At 74.7% G+C, this 18,997-nt stretch carries 16 protein-coding genes; 11 read left to right on the top strand and 5 right to left on the bottom strand.

Annotated features, from left to right (window positions below; genetic code table 11):
* Positions 1 to 150 precede the first annotated feature (150 nt).
* Entirely contained in the window at positions 151 to 2,988 is a 2,838-nt protein-coding gene (locus HNR12_RS29205) for a sigma-70 family RNA polymerase sigma factor (RefSeq protein ID WP_179768632.1), read from the bottom strand.
* A 231-nt stretch (positions 2,989 to 3,219) separates the two neighbouring features.
* Between HNR12_RS29205 and HNR12_RS17540 the strand changes: the two genes are divergently transcribed.
* Entirely contained in the window at positions 3,220 to 4,038 is an 819-nt protein-coding gene (locus HNR12_RS17540; RefSeq protein ID WP_179768630.1) for a hypothetical protein, read from the top strand.
* A gap of 309 nt (positions 4,039 to 4,347) precedes the next feature.
* Here HNR12_RS17540 and HNR12_RS17535 read toward each other — a convergent pair whose 3' ends face one another.
* The gene (locus HNR12_RS17535) at positions 4,348 to 4,974 is read right to left on the bottom strand and encodes a hypothetical protein (protein ID WP_179768628.1); all 627 of its coding nucleotides are present in this window, start codon (positions 4,972 to 4,974) and stop codon (positions 4,348 to 4,350) included.
* A gap of 45 nt (positions 4,975 to 5,019) precedes the next feature.
* A complete protein-coding gene (gene cutA, locus HNR12_RS17530; protein WP_179768627.1) occupies positions 5,020 to 5,370 on the bottom strand; it encodes a divalent-cation tolerance protein CutA in 351 nt (116 codons plus the stop codon).
* A 96-nt stretch (positions 5,371 to 5,466) separates the two neighbouring features.
* Between cutA and pyrE the strand changes: the two genes are divergently transcribed.
* Positions 5,467 to 6,000, top strand: coding sequence for an orotate phosphoribosyltransferase (gene pyrE, locus HNR12_RS17525; protein ID WP_179768625.1), 534 nt, complete (start codon positions 5,467 to 5,469; stop codon positions 5,998 to 6,000).
* A gap of 98 nt (positions 6,001 to 6,098) precedes the next feature.
* Here pyrE and HNR12_RS17520 read toward each other — a convergent pair whose 3' ends face one another.
* Positions 6,099 to 6,524: a RodZ domain-containing protein gene (locus HNR12_RS17520; RefSeq protein ID WP_372451085.1), complete on the bottom strand. Its 426-nt coding sequence runs from the start codon at positions 6,522 to 6,524 to the stop codon at positions 6,099 to 6,101.
* Between the two features lie 303 nt (positions 6,525 to 6,827).
* Between HNR12_RS17520 and fbaA the strand changes: the two genes are divergently transcribed.
* The 8 genes from fbaA (at position 6,828) to HNR12_RS17480 (ending at position 16,875) form a co-directional block, all read left to right on the top strand.
* Positions 6,828 to 7,850, top strand: coding sequence for a class II fructose-bisphosphate aldolase (gene fbaA, locus HNR12_RS17515; RefSeq protein ID WP_179768623.1), 1,023 nt, complete (start codon positions 6,828 to 6,830; stop codon positions 7,848 to 7,850).
* 148 nt (positions 7,851 to 7,998) lie between these two features.
* Entirely contained in the window at positions 7,999 to 8,415 is a 417-nt protein-coding gene (locus tag HNR12_RS17510; RefSeq protein WP_179768621.1) for a DUF3151 domain-containing protein, read from the top strand.
* A gap of 250 nt (positions 8,416 to 8,665) precedes the next feature.
* Entirely contained in the window at positions 8,666 to 9,949 is a 1,284-nt protein-coding gene (locus HNR12_RS17505) for an adenylosuccinate synthase (protein ID WP_179768619.1), read from the top strand.
* Between the two features lie 50 nt (positions 9,950 to 9,999).
* Entirely contained in the window at positions 10,000 to 11,253 is a 1,254-nt protein-coding gene (gene purD / locus HNR12_RS17500) for a phosphoribosylamine--glycine ligase (protein ID WP_179768617.1), read from the top strand.
* A gap of 80 nt (positions 11,254 to 11,333) precedes the next feature.
* Entirely contained in the window at positions 11,334 to 12,641 is a 1,308-nt protein-coding gene (gene purB, locus HNR12_RS17495; protein ID WP_179768615.1) for an adenylosuccinate lyase, read from the top strand.
* A 31-nt stretch (positions 12,642 to 12,672) separates the two neighbouring features.
* Complete coding sequence (locus HNR12_RS17490; protein ID WP_179768613.1) at positions 12,673 to 13,581, top strand: phosphoribosylaminoimidazolesuccinocarboxamide synthase; 909 nt, start codon at positions 12,673 to 12,675, stop codon at positions 13,579 to 13,581.
* 475 nt (positions 13,582 to 14,056) lie between these two features.
* Entirely contained in the window at positions 14,057 to 15,358 is a 1,302-nt protein-coding gene (gene murA, locus HNR12_RS17485) for a UDP-N-acetylglucosamine 1-carboxyvinyltransferase (protein WP_179768611.1), read from the top strand.
* Between the two features lie 251 nt (positions 15,359 to 15,609).
* Positions 15,610 to 16,875, top strand: a complete 1,266-nt coding sequence (locus HNR12_RS17480) for a transcriptional regulator (RefSeq protein WP_179770681.1) — start codon at positions 15,610 to 15,612, stop codon at positions 16,873 to 16,875.
* 48 nt (positions 16,876 to 16,923) lie between these two features.
* Here HNR12_RS17480 and hisC read toward each other — a convergent pair whose 3' ends face one another.
* The gene (hisC, locus tag HNR12_RS17475; RefSeq protein ID WP_179768609.1) at positions 16,924 to 18,009 is read right to left on the bottom strand and encodes a histidinol-phosphate transaminase; all 1,086 of its coding nucleotides are present in this window, start codon (positions 18,007 to 18,009) and stop codon (positions 16,924 to 16,926) included.
* A 113-nt stretch (positions 18,010 to 18,122) separates the two neighbouring features.
* On the opposite strand from hisC, the gene HNR12_RS17470 reads away from it, so the two are divergent.
* Positions 18,123 to 18,839 carry a hypothetical protein gene (locus HNR12_RS17470; protein WP_179768607.1) on the top strand — a complete coding sequence of 239 codons (717 nt, stop codon included), beginning with the start codon at positions 18,123 to 18,125 and terminating at the stop codon, positions 18,837 to 18,839.
* Positions 18,840 to 18,997 lie beyond the last annotated feature (158 nt).

Here is an 18,997-nt window from a genome sequence, read left to right as displayed (position 1 = left end):
CGGCGTTCGGCACTCGGCCCGCAGACGGGCCGCGCCACAGCCTAACCAAGTCTGTGCCGCCGTGTACCCGGCCCCTGCCGCCTTCAACGCCGCGACGTGCGGGGACGGGGTGCGGATCGGGCCGGACCGGTGCGGCGGCCCGGTAGACCCTCACGTGCGCAGCGGCGCGGTGACCGCCACCGCGCCCGCGAGGTAGGCGTCCTGGGCCGACACCAGCCGGAGCTCGGGCTCGCGCGGCAGCACCGCGGAGAAGCGCCGGACGTCGGCGCCGAACCCGTGGGGGTTGCCGCGGGCGCCCCGGGCGGTGCCGGTGAAGGCGTTGCCGGCCGTGCCGCCGCTCGGCGCCAGGGGGCGGCCGTTCAGCAGCACGCGGTCGCCGCCCAGGCCGGCGTCGCCCTCCCACGCCACGACGTCGACCGTGGCCGGCACGGCCGAGGGCAGCAGCCCGGCCAGCGGCACGCGGGCGCCCTGGGGGTCGTGGAAGACCGGGCGGGCGGAGTCGAGCACCATCGCCTGGTTGACGGGCGCCGCCGGGTCCTCCACGACCACCACCAGGCTCCAGCCGGCGTAGGTGCCCACGCCGGTGCGCTGCGGGATGTCGGCCACCCACCAGCGCCCGCCGCCGTGCGCGCGCACGAGGTCGGTGACCTCGGCGAACGCCTGGTAGACGGGGTATCCGGGCAGGTCGGCGGAGCGCACGGATTCGGCGGTGACCGTGGTGTAGGAGCCGGCGCCGGGGCCGCGCAGGGCCGCCGCGGCGTGGTCGGGTGCGCCGCCGGCGGCCGAGAAGTACAGCCCGGCCCACCGGACCTCGCCCCCCGGCGGCAGCTCCCAGTGCGCCGAACTGGAGGACCGGGTGGCCGGATCGTCGTCGAGGTCCAGGCGGCGCATGCGCCAGAAGTCGTTGTCCGGCCGCACGCCCGAGGGGTCGCGCGCCTCGGCGCACGAGGGCGGGTGGTGGCCGCGGGGCTCGCCGGTGCCGGGGGCCTCGGCTGAGGGCGGCGCCGAAGGGCTCGCCGGGGCCGAGGGCGGCGCCGGACTGGAGGGGACCGGCGGTGCCGGCTCCTGCGGGCGCGGCGGGGCCGCCGGGGAGGCGGTCGGCGGCTTGGGCGCCGGGGGCCGGCTGGGCTGGGGTGAGGTCGGCGGCGGCGGGGCGCTGGGCCACGGCGGGCGGCGGTCGTCGGCCTCGGCCGGGGGCGGCGCCGGGGACTCCGGCCGCGGGGGCTCCGGCGAGCCGTCGGGAGGCGCGGTCGCGGGCTCCTGGAGTTCGTCGGGGTGGAACGGCCACCCGGGCTCCGGGTGCCAGGGCCACCAGTGGCCGTGCGGCTCGGGCGGGGCGCAGGTCTGCAGCGCGCCGCCGACGGTCTCGGCGCGCACCCGGCCTGCGGTGGCGTAGCGGGCGGCGGTGCCGTCGGGGTCGACGCCGCGGCTGCCGGTGGCGGTGGCGCGGACGCCGCCGGAGCGCACCGACACCCGCAGCGCGCCCCCGGAGCCGGCCTCGGGGGAGACGTCGACGTCGATGTACTGGGTGCTGGCCGCGCCGGAGGCGATCCCCGGAGTGGTGCAGCGGCCGCCCTCGGCGGTGGCCGCGCAGCTCCAGTCGCCGGAGCCCTCGGCGAAGGGCACGGCGTTGCCCGCGCGGGCGGACTCGCTGACGGTGACCCCCGCCGGGAGGGTGATGTCGGCGGTGACGTCGTCGTCGGTTGCGCCGCCGGTGTTGCGCACGCTCAGCACCACGATCCCGGCCCGGCCCGGCACGAGCGCGCCGACGGGGTCGATGGCGGCGGTGAACGCCGGGGCGGCGGCCGGCCGCCCCGCGGGCGGCTCGGGGGCCGCGGGACCGGGCGCGGCGGGCGCCGCGGGGTCGGCCGGGCGCGGTTTCGCGCCCGGGGCGGGTTCGGGCGGCCGGGCGTCGGGCGGCGCGGGCGCCCCGGGCGGCGGCGCCGGGCGCGGTTTCGCGCCCGGGGCGGGTTCGGGCGGCCGGGCGTCGGGCGGCGCGGGCCGCGCGCCCGACGGCGCGGGCGGGGCGGGCGGCGCGGCGGCGGGCGGCTCCTCGCGCGGCACGGTCTGCTCGTTGGCCACCAGCGCGACCGCCACCGCCGCGGCGACGGCCGCGGTGGCCGCGCCGCCCGCCACGGCCTGCTGCTGGCCCTTGGGCAGGCGCGCCCACCAGCCGCCGGCCAGCGGACCGGCCGGCAGCGCCGCGAGGTAGCCCGCGGCGGCGGGGCCGGCGAAGAGCGGCAGGACCACCCCGCGCAGCCCGACGTTGACGTCCATCAGCTCGGCGCAGACCTCGCGGCAGTCGGCGCACTCGTCCAGGTGGCGGTCGACGAGGCCGGTGTCGCGCTTGGCGAGCGCGCCGCGCACGTAGGCGCCGAGGCGGTCCAGGGCGGGCCGGCAGGACTCCGCCGCCGACCCCGCCAGGTGCATCTGCAGGTAGGCCTGGCGCAGGCCCTCGCGCGCGCGGTAGGCCAGCGCGGCGACGCTGTTGGGCTTCAGCCCCAGGCTGGGGGCGGCCTCGGCGGGCTTGACGCCCTCGATCTCGGTGTACCAGAGCACCGCCTGCCAGCGTTCGGGCAGCGAGAGGTAGGCGCGGGCGATCAGCGACCGCTCCAGCCCCTCGACCGCGGGGTCCACGAACGGCTCGCCGGAGTCGAGGCTCTCCATCTCGTCGGTGACGACCTGGCGCTTCTCGCCCCGGGCGCGGTCGTAGACGACGTGGCGCAGCGCGGTCAGCAGGTAGGGGCGGAAGCCGTCGCGCGGGCCGCCGCCGCGCCGCACCACCGACAGCACCCGCGTGAAGGTCTCGGCGACCACGTCGTCGACCTCGGCGTCGCCGCGCACCAGCTGGCGGGCCAGGCCGCGCGCCGCCGCCGCGTGGCGCGTGTAGAGCGCCTCGAACGCGTCGGTGTCGCCCTCGCGGACCCGCAGGAGAAGCTCGTCGTCGCCGATGAGTGGCTCTCCGTGATCGCCGTAAGGCTCGGTCATGCCATGCCCTTCCCCCGGTGCGTCCGGCACGCGCGCGCGGCGCCGCACCGGGTCGTCGTGCGCGGTGCGGCCGCCGGTGTGGTGCGGCGTGGGCGGCCGTCGTGGCGAGGCCGCGGAAAAAAATATCCCGCACTCGCGTCATGGCCGCCACCGAACCGAGTGATTCGGGTGAGCACATCGGGGCGCGCCCGCTTCGACCCGCACCGCGCACCGCCGGCAGAGGGGAGTGACATGGGGACGAGTGAGCACACCGGCACCGCCGTGGCGGCCGGGAGGGACGCCAGCGCGCGCCGGCTCCGGCAGGGGTGGTGCAGGCGCAGCCGGCGCGACCGGGGCGAGCCCCACGACGACTGGTGGAGCCCGGCCGTCGAGGCGGTGTGCGCGGCGGTGGTCGAGGACCTGCGCGGCCGCGCCACCGGCGACACCCCCGCCCTCGCGCACGCGTGCGCGCGGCTGGGGCGGGCCCGGGCGCGGGCGGGCATGGGGGTCGGCGCGGCGCTGGAGGACCTGGCGGCGCTGTTCGCCGAGGTCGCCGAGGCGCCGGACACCGCGGGCGGCGCCTACCGGGGCGGGCCGCCGTTCGCGCTGGTCCGGGCGGCGGCCGAGGGCTGGGCCGAGGGCCGCCGGGGCGGCGACCACTGCCAGGACCCGCTGACCGGCCTGTCCACCGCCGCCTACCTGCGCACCCGCCTGGGCGAGCTGTACCGGGGCGGGCTGCCGTGGTCGGGGGCCTGCGGCCACGGGCTGGTCGTCGTGGCGCTGCCGGCCTGGCTGGACCCCTGGCGGCGCACGGCCCGGCTCATCGTGCTCGGCCACGAACTGGGGCGGTTCTTCGCGGCCGGGGAGACGGTGTCGCTGCTGAGCCGCTACCGCGTGGCGGTGGTGGCGGCGGCCTCGGGACGCACCGCGGAGCGGCTGCGGCTGCTGCGCGCCCGCGTGGGGGCCGGCGGCGACGGCACCGAGGTGTGGTCGGTGCCGCTGCCGCCCACCCACGCCGAGGCCGTCGACCTGCTCGACACCATCGCCGCCTCCGAAGACGGGAGGCCCTGACACCGGTCGACTCAGACGCCGTCGGCGCTGCGCGGCCCCGCAGAGGGGGCGTGGGCCCGGTGCCGACGGCCGCCGGACGGCGCGACTCGCGGAGGGGGCGAGCGCGGCCGGCCGGCCGTTACCGGCCCGGCGGCGGTCTTCTGGCCCCGAGGGGCGGCCGCTCGCGCCGGCCGGTAACCACGGGGAGCGCCGCGAGGCGCTTCCGGGAGGCGCGTCCGCAAGGGGAGGCGGGCGCGCCTCCGCCGTTCCGGCCGGGCACGCGCGGGCGCCGGGCGGCGCGGGGCCCCTCTGGCGGGTTCGGGGCTTGCGCTACAGCCGGGCGGCCAGGTCGAGCAGGTCGGCCGCGGTGGGGGCGGGCGCGTCGGCGCGGTCGAGGACCGGCCAGCCGCGCAGGGCGGCCAGCCGGGCGCACGGCGCGAGGCGGGGGTCGCTCAGCAGGTAGCCGCAGGGCGCGTCGGGCCAGTCGGCGGCCATGGGCAGCGGCTCGGTGTCGAACCCGTCGGGGACCGGCACGGCGCCGCTGACGGGGGTGTCGGGGGTGCCGGCGGTTCCGGTGCCGAGCTGGGCGCGGCGCAGGTCGGCGCGGGTGGGCGTGCCGGGCTGCGGCAGCAGGGAGTCGACCAGCAGGTACCCGGCGACGGGGCGGTGGGCGGCGCGCTGGGCGGCGCCGATGCGCGGCAGCAGCGGGCCGGCGGCGCCGTGGGCCACCAGCAGCAGCGGCGCGGGAGGGGCCAGCCGCGCGATCGCCAGCGCGGCGCCGGCGACGTGGCGGGCGGCATAGGGCGGCGCGGGGTCGCCGGGGACCTCGACGGCCGCGGCGGCGGCGCCCAGGCGGCGCAGCTCCCCGGGCAGCGCGGCCCACCACGGCGGCGTCTCCAGCGGACCGGGCACCAGCACCAGGGCGGGTCCGGCCGGGGCGGGGGGCGGCGGGGGCACGGGAGGACCGGAAGGACGGGGGTGTCCGGGGTGTTCGGCCACGCGTCAGCGCCGGGTCTCGGACACGAGCCAGGCCAGGTACTCGGCGCTGCCGCCCTCGATGGGCACGGCGATCACCTCGGGCACGTCGTAGGGGTGCGCGGCGGTGAGGTGGTCCACGAGGTCGCCGAGGCGGTCGCGGGCGGTCTTGAAGGAGACGCGCCACTCGGTGTCGGCGCGGATTTCGCCCTCCCACCGGTAGTGGCTGGTGATCGGCGCCTCGACCTGGGCGCAGGCGGCCAGGCCGCGCTCGACCGCGGAGCGGGCGAGTGCGGCCGCCGACTCGGCGGTGTCGGTGGTGGTCTCGACGCGGACGTGGGCGGGTGCGCCGGGGGCGCCGCCGGGCGTCTGGGTCATGGCCGCCTCACTGCCTCTCTACCGGACGGGGCTTCCAGCGGTCGCCTGTGGACGGCGCGCACGGCGACTCACCGGCACGTTCTAGGCTCGTAGACCATGAGCGACCGCGAAGTTCTGCTGCAGCACATCAACGATAAGGCCGTCGTGCGGGGCCGCGTCACCCTGTCGTCGGGCCGCGAGGCCGACTACTACGTCGACCTCCGCCGCATAACGCTGGACGGCGCCAGCGCGCCGCTGGTGGGGCGGGTGCTGCTGGAGGCCACCGCCGACCTCGGCTACGACGCCGTGGGCGGGCTGACCCTCGGCGCCGACCCCGTCGCCACGGCCATGCTGCACGCGGCGGCCGCGCAGGGCCGGGCGCTCGACGCCTTCGTGGTGCGCAAGGAGGGCAAGGCCCATGGCCTGCAGCGGCGCATCGAGGGCCCCGACGTCGCCGGGCGGCGGGTGCTGGCGGTCGAGGACACCTCCACGACCGGCGGTTCGGTCCTCACCGCCGTCGACGCCCTGCGCGAGGCCGGCGCCGAGGTCGTGGGGGTCGCGGTCATCGTGGACCGGGGCGCGCGCGAGCGCGTCGCCGAGGCCGGGCTGGCCTACCGCGCGGTCTTCGAGGCCGGCGACCTCGCGGTCTGACCGCGCCGGGCGCCGCCGGGCGCGCGCGGGCCGGCGGGGGGCACCGAGGCGGCCGGCCGCACGGGGGTGGGACACGGCCCCGGAAGGCCGGGCGGCGGTCAGGGCTCGACCGTGAAGGTGTGGCCGGGCTCCTCGCCCGAGATGTCGCGCGGCTCGCCGTGAACGTACAGCTCCACCGCCGAGGGGTCGCCGATCGTCACGCTGAGCGGCCGGGACTCGTCGAAGGTGACGTATTCGCCCCGGCCCATGGCGGCGTCGGTGAGCACGTCGCCGCCGGGCACCCGGACGAGCACGTCGCTGGACTCCCCCACCACCTCGATGTAGAGGGTGCCGGTGGTCACCTCGCCGGCCTGGGCGGCGGCGGTGTCGGCGCTCTCGGGCACGGCGGAGTCGGGGTTGCCGGCGGGAAGCGACCGGTAGAGGAAGTAGCCGCCCAGGATGACCAGGGTGATGAAGAGCACGATCGCGCCGGCGATGGCCAGCATCTGGCCGATCCCGCGCGGATCATTGCGATGTCGTCCCACGGTGCTGAATGTAGCGTGTATCACCGGGGACAATCGACGGTGGGAACACACAGACCTGTCCGAACCCGGCCGGGCGGGCGGAAACCAGGGGGTAGACCGCGTAAAGTAGTGGCCGCACACGCACCGTGACCAACGGGACGGGGGCGGCGCCGCGCGCGGCCGTCCTGGTCTAGACCTTTCGTTCGGCTGCCGACTTCGCGATACTTGCTCACGCACAAGGGCACTGCCGGAACAGCACGCGGGACCGCGGGGCCGGCGGAACCGCCTCGTACGACACTCCAGGCCAACCAGGGAGTCAACACCATGCCTATCGCCACCCCAGAGGTCTACACGGAGATGCTGGGCCGCGCGAAGTCCCAGGGCTTCGCCTACCCCGCCATCAACGTGACCTCCAGCCAGACCCTGCACGCCGCGCTGCGGGGCTTCGCTGAGGCCGAGAGCGACGGCATCATCCAGGTGTCCACCGGCGGCGCGGAGTTCCTGTCCGGCGCGACCGTCAAGGACATGGTCACCGGCGCCACCGCGTTCGCCGAGTTCGCGCGCATCGTCGCCGACAAGTACCCGGTCAACGTCGCGCTGCACACCGACCACTGCCCCAAGGACAAGCTCGACGGCTTCGTCCGCCCGCTGCTGCGCGCCTCGGCCGAGCGCGTGGCGCGCGGCGAGCAGCCGCTGTTCCAGTCGCACATGTGGGACGGCTCGGCCGTCGAACTGGAGGAGAACCTCCAGATCGCCGAGGAGCTGCTGGCCGCCTCCAACGACGCCCGCACCATCCTGGAGATCGAGGTCGGTGTCGTCGGCGGCGAGGAGGACGGCATCGTCGGCGAGATCAACGAGAAGCTCTACACCACCCCCGGCGACGCCCTGCGCACCGCCGAGGTCCTGGGCCTGGGCGACAAGGGCTACTACATGACCGCCCTGACCTTCGGCAACGTGCACGGCGTCTACAAGCCCGGCCACGTCAAGCTGCGCCCCGAGGTCCTCAAGGAGGCCCAGGAGGCGGTCAGCGCCAAGTACGGCAAGGCCAAGCCCTTCGACTTCGTCTTCCACGGCGGCTCGGGCTCCACCATGGAGGAGATCCACGCCGCCATCGAGTACGGCGTCGTGAAGATGAACATCGACACCGACACCCAGTACGCCTTCACCCGGCCCATCGCCGACCACATGCTGAAGAACTACGACGGCGTCCTCAAGGTCGACGGCGAGGTCGGCAACAAGAAGGCCTACGACCCCCGCGCCTACGGCAAGGCCGCCGAGGCCGGCATGGCCGCGCGCGTCGTCGAGGCCGCGCAGCACCTCAAGTCCGCGGGCAACAAGATGAAGTAGCGCCCGTCCAGACCGGTCCCTGGTTCCCCACGGACCAGGGGCCGCGCGTGCCCGGCCGCCTCACTTCCTTGGGCGGACGTGGTGGCCGGGCACGCCCCACCGCGCATGCCGCCCCCCGGTGGTCCCCGGCCGCTGGCAGGATGGGGGCATGGACCTGCACAACAACCTGCTGGGCGAACCTCCCGCCACGCACCTGCCCGACCTTCCCGAGGCCCGCGAGCTGCTGGCCGCCGGCACCGACCCCGCCGAGGTCGCCGCGCGGTTCCCCGCCTCCTCCGCCGCCTGGGCGGCCCTGGCCGAGCGCGCCTTCGCCGCCGGCGAGCCCGTCGCCGCCTACGCCTACGCCCGCACCGGCTACCACCGCGGCCTGGACCAGCTGCGCCGCGCCGGGTGGAAGGGCCACGGGCCCGTCCCCTGGGAGCACGAGCCCAACCAGGGCTTCCTGCGGTCGCTGCACATGCTGGGCGCGGCCGCCGGTGCGATCGGGGAGTCCGACGAGGCCGAGCGCTGCGCCACGTTCCTGCGCGACAGCAGCGAGACCGCGGCGCGCACCCTGGCCTCCTGACCGCCCGCCGCGGGCCGCGCCGCCGGCGCCCGGTCCCGCCGCAGCTCAGCGCCGCGACCCCAACATTCCTCGCTTAACGCCCGAGCAGCGGTCGTGTACGCTCAATGCGCAAGGGCCCCTGTCGCTTTCTTGCGCCGGGGGCTTTTCACTGTGTCGTGCACGGTGCCGTCCACGTCGGCCACCGTGCCGTTGTGCGGTGCACCGCGCGAACATCCACGGTCCGATCGGAAGAATGCAGAGGTAGACCCGGATGCCGGCGATCACGCTCGTTGGAGCCCAGTGGGGGGACGAGGGCAAGGGGAAGGCCACCGACCTGGTGGGCAACCGCGTCGACTACGTGGTGCGCTACCAGGGCGGCAACAACGCCGGGCACACCGTGGTCATCGGCGACCAGAAGTACGCCCTGCACCTGCTGCCCTCCGGGATCCTCTCGCCCGACGTGGTGCCGGTGATCGCCAACGGGGTGGTGATCGACCCCGGTGTGCTGTTCGAGGAGCTGCGCGGCCTGCGCGAGCGCGGTGTGAACACCGAGCGGCTGCTGGTCTCGGCCAACGCCCACCTGATCATGCCCTACCACCGGGCCCTGGACAAGGTCACCGAGCGGTTCCTGGGCAAGCGGCAGATCGGCACCACCGGGCGCGGCATCGGCCCCACCTACGCCGACAAGATCTCGCGCACCGGCATCCGCGTGCAGGACATGTTCGACCCCAAGATCCTGCGGCAGAAGCTCGAACTCGCGCTGCACGACAAGAACCAGATCCTGACCAAGGTGTTCAACCGCCGCGGGCTGGAGATCGACCAGGTCTTCGAGGAGTACACCGGCTACGCCGAGGAGCTGCGGCCCTACGTCGCCGACACCTCCCTCATCCTCAACCGGGCGCTGGACGAGGGCCGCACGGTCTACCTCGAAGGCTCCCAGGGCACCCTGCTCGACATCGACCACGGCACCTACCCGTTCGTGACCTCCTCCTCGCCCACCGCCGGCGGGGCGTGCGCGGGCGCCGGCATCGGCCCCACCCGCATCACCAAGGTCGTGGGCATCCTCAAGGCCTACACCACCCGCGTGGGCTCGGGCCCCTTCCCCACCGAGCTGCACGACGAGTGGGGCGAGTGGCTGCGCCAGAAGGGCGGCGAGTACGGGGTCACCACCGGGCGCAACCGCCGCTGCGGCTGGTTCGACGCCCCCATCGCCCGCTACGCCACCCGCATCAACGGCATCACCGACTTCTTCCTCACCAAGCTCGACGTGCTCTCCGGGCTGGAGCGCATCCCGGTCTGCGTGGGCTACGACGTCAACGGCACCCGCCACGACGAGATCCCCATGACCCAGACCGACTTCCACCACGCGGTGCCGGTCTATGAGTACCTCGACGGCTGGAACGAGGACATCTCCCACGCCCGGACCTTCGAGGAGCTTCCCAAGAGCGCCCAGACCTACGTGCGTACCCTGGAGGAGATGGTCGGCGCCCCGATCTCGGCCATCGGTGTCGGCCCGGGCCGCGACCAGACCCTGGAGCTGCGCTCCCTGGTCTGAGCACGTCGCCCCGTCCCTGCCCTCCCCACAACACGCAAAGGGTTCATGAAGTGAAAGCCCTGGTCCTCGGCGGCGGCGGCCGCGAACACGCGCTCGTCCGCGCGCTGTCCCTCGACCCCGGCGTGACCGACCTGCACTGCGCCCCCGGCAACCCCGGCACCTCCGAGCTCGCCGAGAACCACGTCATCAACGTGGTCGACGGCCTGGCCGTCACCCAGCTGGCGGCCCGCATCGGCGCCGAACTCGTCGTCATCGGCCCCGAGGCCCCGCTGGTGGCCGGGGTCGCCGACGCCCTGCGCGAGCGCGGCATCCCCGTCTTCGGCCCCGACAAGGAGGCCGCCCGCCTGGAGGGCTCCAAGGGCTTCGCCAAGGAGGTCATGCAGGCGGCGGGCGTGCCCACCGCGCGCGCCCGGCTGTGCCGCTCGCCCCACCAGGTGGCCGAGGCGCTGGCGGAGTTCGGGCCGCCCTACGTGGTCAAGGACGACGGCCTGGCCGCCGGCAAGGGGGTCGTGGTCACCGAGGACCGCGCCGCCGCCGAGCGCCACGCGCGCGAGTGCGGCCGGGTGGTCGTCGAGGAGTACCTGGACGGCCCCGAGGTCTCGCTGTTCGTCGTCAGCGACGGCGTGCACGCCGTTCCGCTGCTGCCCGCGCAGGACTTCAAGCGCGCCTACGACGGCGACCAGGGCCCCAACACCGGCGGCATGGGCGCCTACGCGCCGCTGCCCTGGGCCCCGCCCGGACTCGTCGACGAGGTCATGGAGACCGTCGTGCGGCCCACCCTGGCCGAGATGGCCCGGCGCGGCGCCCGCTACCAGGGGCTGCTCTACGTCGGCCTGGCGCTGACCTCCGCGGGCCCGCGCGTGGTGGAGTTCAACGCACGCTTCGGCGACCCCGAGTGCCAGGTGGTGCTCGACCGCCTGGCCACGCCCATCGGCGCGCTGCTGCAGGCCACCGACACCGGCGGCCTGCCCTCCGACACCCGCCTGGACTGGCGGAGCGGCGCCGCGGTCACGGTGGTGGTCGCCGCCGAGAACTACCCCGGCGACCCCGTCAAGGGCGACCTGATCACCGGGCTCGACGCCGCCTCGGCGGTCGAGGGCGCCTACGTGCTGCACGCGGGCACCGCCTGGAGCGGCGCCCGCGACCTCAAGGCCAACGGTGGCCGCGTGCTCGACGTGGTGGGCACCGGCGACACCCTCGCCCAGGCGCGCGAGCGCGCCTACGCGGCCGCCTCCCGCATCGAGCTGCGCGGCTCCTTCTACCGCCGCGACATCGCCGAACGCGCCGCCGCCCAGGCGTCCTGACCCCTCCGGAGGAGGGCCCGTTTTCCACAGGTCCTCCTCCGGATGCCCGGTTCCGCTTCGGCACCTGCGAAAATGGGCGCGTGATCGAGCGCTATACCCTTCCCGAGATGGGGCGCGTCTTCTCCGACGCCCATAAGTACGAGCTGTGGTGCCGGGTCGAGACCCTGGTGCTTGAGGCCCACGCCGCGGCCGGCACCGTGCCCGCCGACGTGGTCGAACCCGTGCGCGCCGCGCCGCCGCCCACGCCCGAGCGGGTGGCCGAGATCGAGGCCGTCACCCAGCACGACGTCATCGCGTTCCTCACCGCCTGGGCCGACAACACCGAACCCCGCGACGCCGCGGCCTGGGTGCACTTCGGCATGACCTCCTCCGACCTCCTGGACACCGCGCTGGCCGCCCAGCTGGTCGAGGCCACCGACATCCTCCTGGCCAAGGCCGACACCCTGGTCGCCGCGCTGCGCGACCACGCCCTGGAGCACCGCCACACCCTGCGGGTGGGCCGCACGCACGGCATCCACGGCGAACCCGACGTCTGGGGCCACCGGGTGGCCGACTTCGCGTTCGGCATGGCCCGCTCGCGCGACCGCCTGCGCCGCGCGCGCGAGGCGGTGGGCGTCATGGCCATCTCGGGCCCGGTGGGCACCTACTCCAACATCGACCCCGCCGTGGAGTCCTACGTCGCCGAGCACCTGGGCCTGCGCCCGGCCGACGTCTCCACCCAGGTGGTGCTGCGCGACGGCATCTCCGAGTGGGTGTCGTGCCTGGCGATCATGGCCACGGTGTGCGAGGCGGTGGCCCTTGAGGTCCGCCACGGCCAGCGCACCGAGGTCCGCGAACTGTGGGAGCCGTTCGGCAAGGGCCAGAAGGGCTCCAGCGCCATGCCCCACAAGAAGAACCCCATCATGTCCGAGCGCATCTGCGGCATGGCGCGCAACGTCCGCGCGCAGATCGTCCCGGTCATGGAGGGCATCCCGCTCTGGCACGAGCGCGACATCTCCCACTCCTCCACCGAGCGCATCTCGCTGCCCGACGCCGCGATCGCCACCGACTACCTGCTGAACCTCACCACCAGGCTGGTCACCGGCCTGGTCGTCGACACCGGCCGCATGCGGGCCAACCTCGACTCCACCCACGGGCTCATCTACTCCTCCACCGTGGTCTCCGAGCTGATCGAGACCGGCGCCTCGCGCGAGGACGTCTACGCCCTGGTGCAGACCGCCGCCATGCGCACCTGGGACACCCAGGCGCCCTTCCGCGACACCCTGCGGGCCGAGGCCGCCGCGCGCGGCGTCACGCTCGACGAGGCCCGCCTGGACGAGGTCTGCCGCCCCGAGCGGTTCGTGCGGCGGCTCGACACCGTCTTCGACCGCCTGAAGGACCTGAGCTGAGCCCGGCGCCCCGGCCCCGAGGAGGAACCCCATGAGCGGCTTCGTCGTCAAGCCCGAACCCGTCCAGGTGCCGGGGCTGACCCACCTGCACACCGGCAAGGTCCGCGACCTCTACACCACCCCCTCCGGCGACCTTGTCATGGTCGCCAGCGACCGGGTGTCGGCCTTCGACTGGGTGCTGCCCACCGAGATCCCCGGCAAGGGGCGGCTGCTGACCCGGCTGTCGCTGTGGTGGTTCGAGCGGCTGGCCGACCTCGTGCCCCACCACGTGCTGTCCGACACCCCGCCGCCGGGCGCGCCCGCCGACTGGGCCGGGCGCACCCTGGTCTGCCGCAACCTCGACATGGTCCCCGTGGAGTGCGTGGCGCGCGGGTACCTGGCCGGTTCCGGCCTGGCCGAGTACCGCGCCGGCGGCACGGTGTGCGGGGTGCCGCTGCCCGAGGGCCTGCTCGACGGCTCCCGGCTGGACCCCCCGATCTTCACCCCGGCCACCAAGGCCGCCGTCGGCGAGCACGACGAGAACGTCTCCTTCGAGCACGTCGCCGCGCTGCTGGGGGCCGGGCCCGCCGCCGAGCTGCGCGACCTCACCCTGGCCGTCTACGCCCGGGGCCGCGCCCTCGCCGAGGAGCGCGGCATCGTACTGGCCGACACCAAGTTCGAGTTCGGGCGGGCCCCCGACGGCACCCTGGTGCTGGCCGACGAGGTCTTCACACCCGACTCCTCGCGGTTCTGGCCGGCCGACTCCTGGGAGCCCGGCCGCCCCCAGCCATCGTTCGACAAACAGTTCATCCGCGACTGGTTGACCTCGCCGGAGTCCGGCTGGGACCGCGCGGCCGACACCCCGCCCCCGCCGCTGCCGCCCGAGGTCGTCGAGGCCACCCGCGCCAAGTACGAGGAGGCGGTCACCCGGCTCACCGGGCGGCCCTTTGGGCGGTCCTAGCCGCGCCGCGCGCGACCCCGCCGCACCGCCCGCCGGGCCCCTCCGGCGGGGTCCGCGCCGCGCCCGCGGGGTGCGCCCCGCCACCGCCATTGCCTGCCCCGCAGGCACATCCGTATCGGTGATCCCGGCCACCTTGGGAGCGAACCGTACGCGCAGGACATACAGTGGTACCGGTCCTTTGCCGGGCGGCCGCAACGGTCGAGACGCCGCAAAGGTCTATACAACACCTGCCATCTCCCGGGACCGGGACGGCGACGCGGTCAAATACCTCATCCCCATCGGCGGTATGACACCGTCCGGATCGGGCACACGACCCGTAGTGCCGTTTGACCCCGTCGACCGACTCCGGACATGCGGTGGCGAGCGGGCAGAGCACCTCCATCAGGAACGCTTCGCCCGTTGTCCGCGTCCCACTGCATAGACACGATCCCGACGAGTACGACCCCTAAACCTGAATCGCCTCACGAAGGAGCACATGAGCATGGGCCAGGAGGTTCGTTACCGCGTCCGAGGCGGTCGTCCCCTCAACGGGACGGCATTCATCCAGGGCGCGAAGAACGCCGTGCTGCCGATGATCGGCGCCGCCCTGCTCGCGGCCAAGGGCCGCACGGTGCTGCGCAACGTCCCCATCATCGAGGACGTCAACCGCGCACTTGAGCTGGCCGAGCACATCGGGGCCAAGGTGGAGTTCCACGAGGCCGAGCGCACGGTGGTGATCGACGCCTCCCAGCTCAACGACCCCGAGCGCGCGGTCCTGCCCGCCCACATCGCGGCGCGTTTCCGCGGCTCGGTGCTGTTCGTGCCCGCGCTCATGCACCGCATGGGCCGCGCCCGCATCGAGGGCGTCGGCGGCTGCAACCTCGGCAGCCGCAAACTCGACTTCCACTACCGCGGCTTCGCCCGGCTCGGTGCGAAGGTCACCGAGGACGACGAGCGCAACCACATCAACATCGAGTCTCCCCACCTCACCGGCGGGCACCTCTACCTCGACACCCCCTCCCACACCGGCACCGAGAACCTGATCATGGCGGCGTCGCTGGCCCGGGGCACCACCGTCATCGAGCACGCCGCGCTGGAGCCCGAGGTCCTCGACGTCATCGAGTTCCTCAGCCGCATGGGCGCCAAGATCAGCGGCGGCGGCACCGGCTTCATCACCGTCGAGGGCGTCGAGGAGCTCACGGCGGTCGAGCACACCATCATGTCCGACCGCATCGACGCCGGCGTCTTCGCCATGGCCACCGCCGCGGCCGGCGGCGACGTCAGCCTGGTGGGCGCCAACCTGGAGCACCTGGGTGTGGCGCGCTGGAAGCTGGAGCAGATGGGCGTGGAGTTCGCCCAGCAGGGCGCCGTGCTGCACGTGCGCCGCGAGCCCGGCGCACCCCTGCGCCCCATCAACGCCGTCACCTCGCCCTACCCGGGCTTCGCCACCGACCTCCAGTCGCCGCTGATGGCCCTGGCCACGCTCGCCGAGGGCGAGAGCTACCTGCACGAGGCCATCTACGACGGCCGGTTCGCGCTGGCCGACGAGCTGACCAAGATGGGCGCCAAGATCGAGGTCGACGGCACCCGCGCGATCGTCCACGGCCCCTCCGCCCTGCGCGGCGCGCCCGTGGTGGCCCACGACCTGCGCACCGGGGCCGCGCTGGTGCTTGCCGGTCTGGTCGCCGATGGCGAGACTGTGGTGGCACCTGGTTACCTGGTCGACCGCGGTCACGCTCAGTTCGCCACCCGACTTGCCGCCCTCGGCGCGGACGTGGTACGCGAAAGCGCCGAATAGACACCGAAATCCCAGCACAGGCCGGGGCGGGAGGGCAACCTCCCGCCCGGGCTTTCGGCGTTCTGTGAGAAACGATCTTCATTGGCCCCGCACAATGGGTACGATCTCGGCAATCATGCCGTGACAGGGAACAGGGTCGGGAAACCAGTGGGCGCACATAGTGAAGAGCGTGGAATGGTAGCGGGGAGCAGCCCGAGGTGAGTGCGCAGCGAACTGGCGATCTGACGATTGGTGTCATCGGGCCGCACGAGGTGGTCGAACGGGTCATGCTGATGGGCCCGGGGTCCACGGGGCCGCTCAACGCCAGACTCATCGCCGCCGCGTATCGAGATGAGCAAGAGGCCACCGACAAGGTGCTGCGCCTGGGTTCGGCGATCGACGCGTATCTGTTCGCCAGTCCCGTCCCTTACGAGTTCGCGCGTAAGGCCGGCGTGCTCACCATGCCCGCCACCTACGTGCCGCTGGGCGGCGCCAGCCTGCACGAGGCCCTGCTGCGAGCCACGCTCGACGAGCGGCTCGACCCCACCAAGGCCAGCCTGGACGTCCTGAGCCGCTCCGACGTCGTCGAGGCCTACTCCGAGGTCGACCTCCCCGTCGACGGCATCCACGTCCACGAGGAGCTGACCACCACGGCCCAGCTCACCTCGTTCCACGAGGCCCTGTGGCGGCGCAAGGCCACCCGCATGGCCATCACCTGCGTGCGCGGGGTCGCCGAGCGCCTTGAGGCCATGGGGGTGCCCGTCACCCGGCTGCGGCCCACCAACGCCGGGGTGCGCAGCGCGCTGCAGACCGCGGGCCTGCTCGGCGCCCACCACCGGCTGGAGGAGGCGCAGCTGGGGGTGGTCGTGGTCGACGTGCCCACCCTGCGCGACTCCACGCGCCGCTCCACCCCCCGCTACTGGCGCGACGAGCTGCGCCTGGCCCTGCACCGGCTGCTGCTGCAGGAGGCCCACCGCATCAACGCCACGGCCCACCCCGTGGACGACCACACGTTCATGGTCACGGCCACGCGGGGCTCGCTGGTGGCGGCCACCGAGGGCTTCCGCCAGCCGCCGTTCGTCGACCGCATCAAGGCCGAACTCGGCATCGCCATCGAGGTCGGCATCGGCATGGGCCGCACCACCCAGGACGCCGAGACCCACGCCCGCGCCGCCCTCAGCCGGGCCCAGGCCACGCGGCAGAGCTTCGCCGTCGACCGCGAGGGCCGCTCGCTGGTGCCGGCGCAGCGGGCGCCGCAGCGCCAGTCGGCCGAGCCGCTGCGCACCAAGGGCCGCGAGACCCTGCTGCGGCTGTCGGAGAAGATCGCCGAGGAGGACGGCCCGCTGGTGGTCGACGCCGAGAACGCGGGCCGGATGCTGGGGGTCACCCCCCGCACCGCGCGGCGGCTGCTGCGCACGCTGGTCGAAGAGGGCCTGGCCTGGCCGCTGCCGCCCAACCGCACCCTGCAGCCGGGGCGGCCGCGCCAGCTCTACCGGCTGATCATCGAGAAGCTGGACAAGGACAAGGCCGGCAAGTAGGCGGCGGGAGGGGGCACACCCGCCTCCCGCCGCGGGACGGCGCCGCGCTCAGCCCCGGTTGCGGCGGGGGAACGCGCGGGCGCGGTCCAGGAACGCGTCGTTCTCCTCGGGCGTGCCGATGCTGACCCGCAGCCCCTCGCCGGCGAACGCGCGCACGGCCACCCCGGCCTCCTCGCACGCCTCGGCGAACGCCGCGGTGTCGCCGTGCAGCCGCAGCCACACGAAGTTGGCCTCGGTCGGCGGGACCTCCCAGCCGTCGGCGAGCAGGGAGTCGCGCACCCGCTCGCGCTCCTTGACGGTGGCCGCCACCCGCTCCAGCAGCTCCCGCTCGGCGGCCAGGGACGCCACGGCGGCGGCCTGGGCCACGTGGTTGACCGCGAAGGGCACCATGGTCTTGCGCAGCGCGGCGGCGATGTGCGGGTGGGCCACGCAGAAGCCGACCCGCAGCGCCGCCAGCCCGTAGGCCTTGGAGAAGGTGCGCAGCACCACCACGTTGGGGCGGTCGCCGTAGCGGGCGATCCCGTCGGGGACCTCGGGGTCGCGCACGTACTCCCGGTACGCCTCGTCCAGGACCACCAGCACGTGGTCGGGCACCCGGTCGAGGAACGCGGTGAGGGCGGCCTCGCGCACGGCGGTGCCGGTGGGGTTGTTGGGATTGCACACGAAGACGGCGCGCGTGCGGTCGGTGACGGCCGCGGCGAGGGCGTCGAGGTCGTGGGTCTCCCCCAGGAGCGGCACGGTGACGGGGGTGGCGCCGGACAGCTCCACCAGGAGCGGGTAGGCCTCGAAGGACCGCCACGCGTACAGCACCTCGGCGCCGGGCTCGGCCACCGCCTCCAGCAGCTGCTGGATCAGGCCCACCGAGCCCGCGCCCACGGCGATCCGGTCCTCGGCCACGCCGAACCGGGCGGCCAGCGCGGCGGTGAGGTCGGCGGCGCCGGAGTCGGGGTAGCGGTTGAGGTCGGCGGCCGCGGCCGCGACCGCCTCCAGGACCGAGGGCAGCGGGCCGTAGGGGCTCTCGTTGGAGGAGAGCTTGACGGCGCGGCCGTCGGGTCCGGTCACCTTCCGCCCGGGCTTGTAGGCGGGGATGGAGGCGAGGACCTCCCGGAGATATGGCGGATTCGGCTCCGACACCGTTGTCCTTCCTCGATACTCTGTGCGATATCCAGGCTACGTTCGGCGATCACCGCTCGAAGGCGGGCCTGCGGACCTCAGCGGCAATATCGCACAGAAGAGGAAACAGCACCATGGAGCACCCCCGGACTTCACGGAGGGCGGCGGGCGCGGCACTGGCCGTTGCCGCCGTCCTCGCCCTGAGCGCGTGCGGCGGCACCGAGGGGGGCGGGTCCGCGGCCGAGGCCGACCCCAACGCCGAGGCCGCCGCCCAGCTCAACCAGGCGCAGCTCGTGCAGTACGGCGAGGCCGCGATCGTGCCCGAGCACAGCGAGATGGGCACCTACTCCCGGCTGGTGAGCACCCGCCAGACCGAGCGGCTGCGGGAGTCCACCACCCTCGACAAGCCCGAGTGCATGGACGCCGTGAACGCGTGGGGGCGGCTGCCCGAGGTCCGCGACGCCCCGGCGTCGCTGGCCACGTTCGCGCGGGGCCGCGACACCATCTCCCACACGCTGCTGCGGGTTCCGGCCGAGGCCGCCGAGCAGGCGCTGTCGACCTCGGTGCCCGAGGGGTGCGGCAGGTACGAGGCCGTCCTGGAGGACGGCACCACGGCGTCCTACCGCCTGGAGGAGCTGGACGTCGCCCAGGTCGCGGACGGCTCGCGCGCCTTCGCCGTCGAGACCGAGGTCGAGGGCGAGACCGTGTGGATGTACGGCCTGCTCTACCGCAACGGCGACCACCTGGGCGCCACCTCGGTGCTGGGGCCCAACGCCGAGGACGACTACCGCGACCTCATGGTCGGGTTCACCCGCAAGGCCGTGGAGCGCGAGGACGAGATCACGGCCTAGCCGGGCGCCCCGGCCGGGCGGGCGGGCCCCGGCGCGCCCGCGGGAGTCCACAGCGCGCCGCGCGCCGGGTGGCGCCGCCGCCCCGGATCCACTACAGTTCCCAGTGATCGAACACGTGTTCGATGAAGGGAGTGGGGGGCATGACCACGGCAGCGCAC

Origin of the sequence: Streptomonospora nanhaiensis, assembly GCF_013410565.1 — a bacterium.
Lineage (GTDB): Bacteria > Actinomycetota > Actinomycetes > Streptosporangiales > Streptosporangiaceae > Streptomonospora > Streptomonospora nanhaiensis.
Note: the sequence above shows the minus strand (reverse complement) of the source record. Positions and strands in the feature narration are given on the sequence as shown.